The sequence below is a fragment of the Kitasatospora sp. NPDC059571 genome, assembly GCF_042735675.1.
In the GTDB taxonomy this organism is placed as follows: domain Bacteria; phylum Actinomycetota; class Actinomycetes; order Streptomycetales; family Streptomycetaceae; genus Kitasatospora.
Genome location: NZ_JBHWBW010000862.1, coordinates 1 through 1,134, shown reverse-complemented (window position 1 = coordinate 1,134; position 1,134 = coordinate 1). Strand labels below are relative to the sequence as shown.

The window sequence follows — 1,134 nt, the reverse complement described above, 5'->3', positions numbered from 1 at the left end:
GCCCCGGCCGCCCCGCCCCGGCCGCCGCACCCGCCGAGGAGCCCGCGGCCGAGCCCGCCGCCGTGCGCTGACCCGCCGGCACCCCCTACCACAACCGACACACCCCGGATCCGGCCGCCGTCCACCGACGGACCGGCCGACCACCGCACCATGGAGAAAGGCACTTTTCGTGCGTAACGTCCTGAAGTTCACCAGCGTCCTCGCCACCGCCGGCCTCGCCCTGTCGGTCGCCGCCTGCTCCAGCAGCGGCTCCGCCGACTCCGCGGCCGCCGACCCGAACAAGCCGCTGGTCGTGATCGCCAGCCCCACCCCGCACGCCCAGATCCTCGACTACGTCAAGAAGAACCTCGCCGACAAGGCCGGGCTCAAGCTCGACGTCAAGGTGGTCACCGACTACGTGACCCCCAACACCGCGGTGCAGGACGGCTCGGCGGACGCCAACTACTTCCAGCACGTTCCGTACCTCGACGACTTCAACAAGAAGCAGGGCACCGACATCGTGTCGGTCGGCACCGTCCACCTGGAGCCGCTCGGCCTCTACTCCAAGAAGGCCAAGGCCGCCGCCGACCTCAAGGACGGCGCCGAGATCGGCGTCCCCAACGACGCCACCAACGAGGGCCGCGCCCTCAAGCTGCTCGCCGACAACGGCGTCATCACCCTCAAGTCCGGCGCCGGCACCACCGCCACCGTCCAGGACATCGCCGGCAACCCCAAGCACCTGAAGTTCAAGGAGCTGGAGGCCGCCCAGCTGCCCCGCTCGCTCGGCGACCTGGACGCCGCCGTCATCAACGGCAACTACGCCCTCGACAGCGGCCTGAAGCCCGCCAAGGACGCCATCCTGCTGGAGAAGGCGGCGGGCAACCCGTACGCCAACATCCTGGCCGTCAAGAAGGGCCGCGAGAACGACCCGCGGGTCCAGAAGCTGAACCAGCTGCTGCGCTCCGCCGAGGTGAAGAAGTTCATCGACGACACCTTCAACGGCTCGGTGATCCCCGCCTCCTGACCCGCCCGCACGGCACCGGCCGGGCCCCCCCCCCCCCCCCCGCCGGGGGCCCGCCGCGCCCTATGGGCCCCCCCCCCCCGGGGGGGACGCCCCGCGGTGGGGCCCGGTCAGCGGATACGGGTCCCAGGGGC

The 1,134-nt window shown here is 72.0% G+C and carries 1 protein-coding gene; it reads left to right on the top strand.

Annotated elements, in window-relative coordinates:
• Window positions 1-169 precede the first annotated feature (169 nt).
• The gene (locus ACFV0G_RS39600; protein ID WP_380558857.1) at window positions 170-1,003 is read left to right on the top strand and encodes a MetQ/NlpA family ABC transporter substrate-binding protein; all 834 of its coding nucleotides are present in this window, start codon (window positions 170-172) and stop codon (window positions 1,001-1,003) included.
• The last annotated feature ends 131 nt before the right edge of the window (window positions 1,004-1,134 follow it).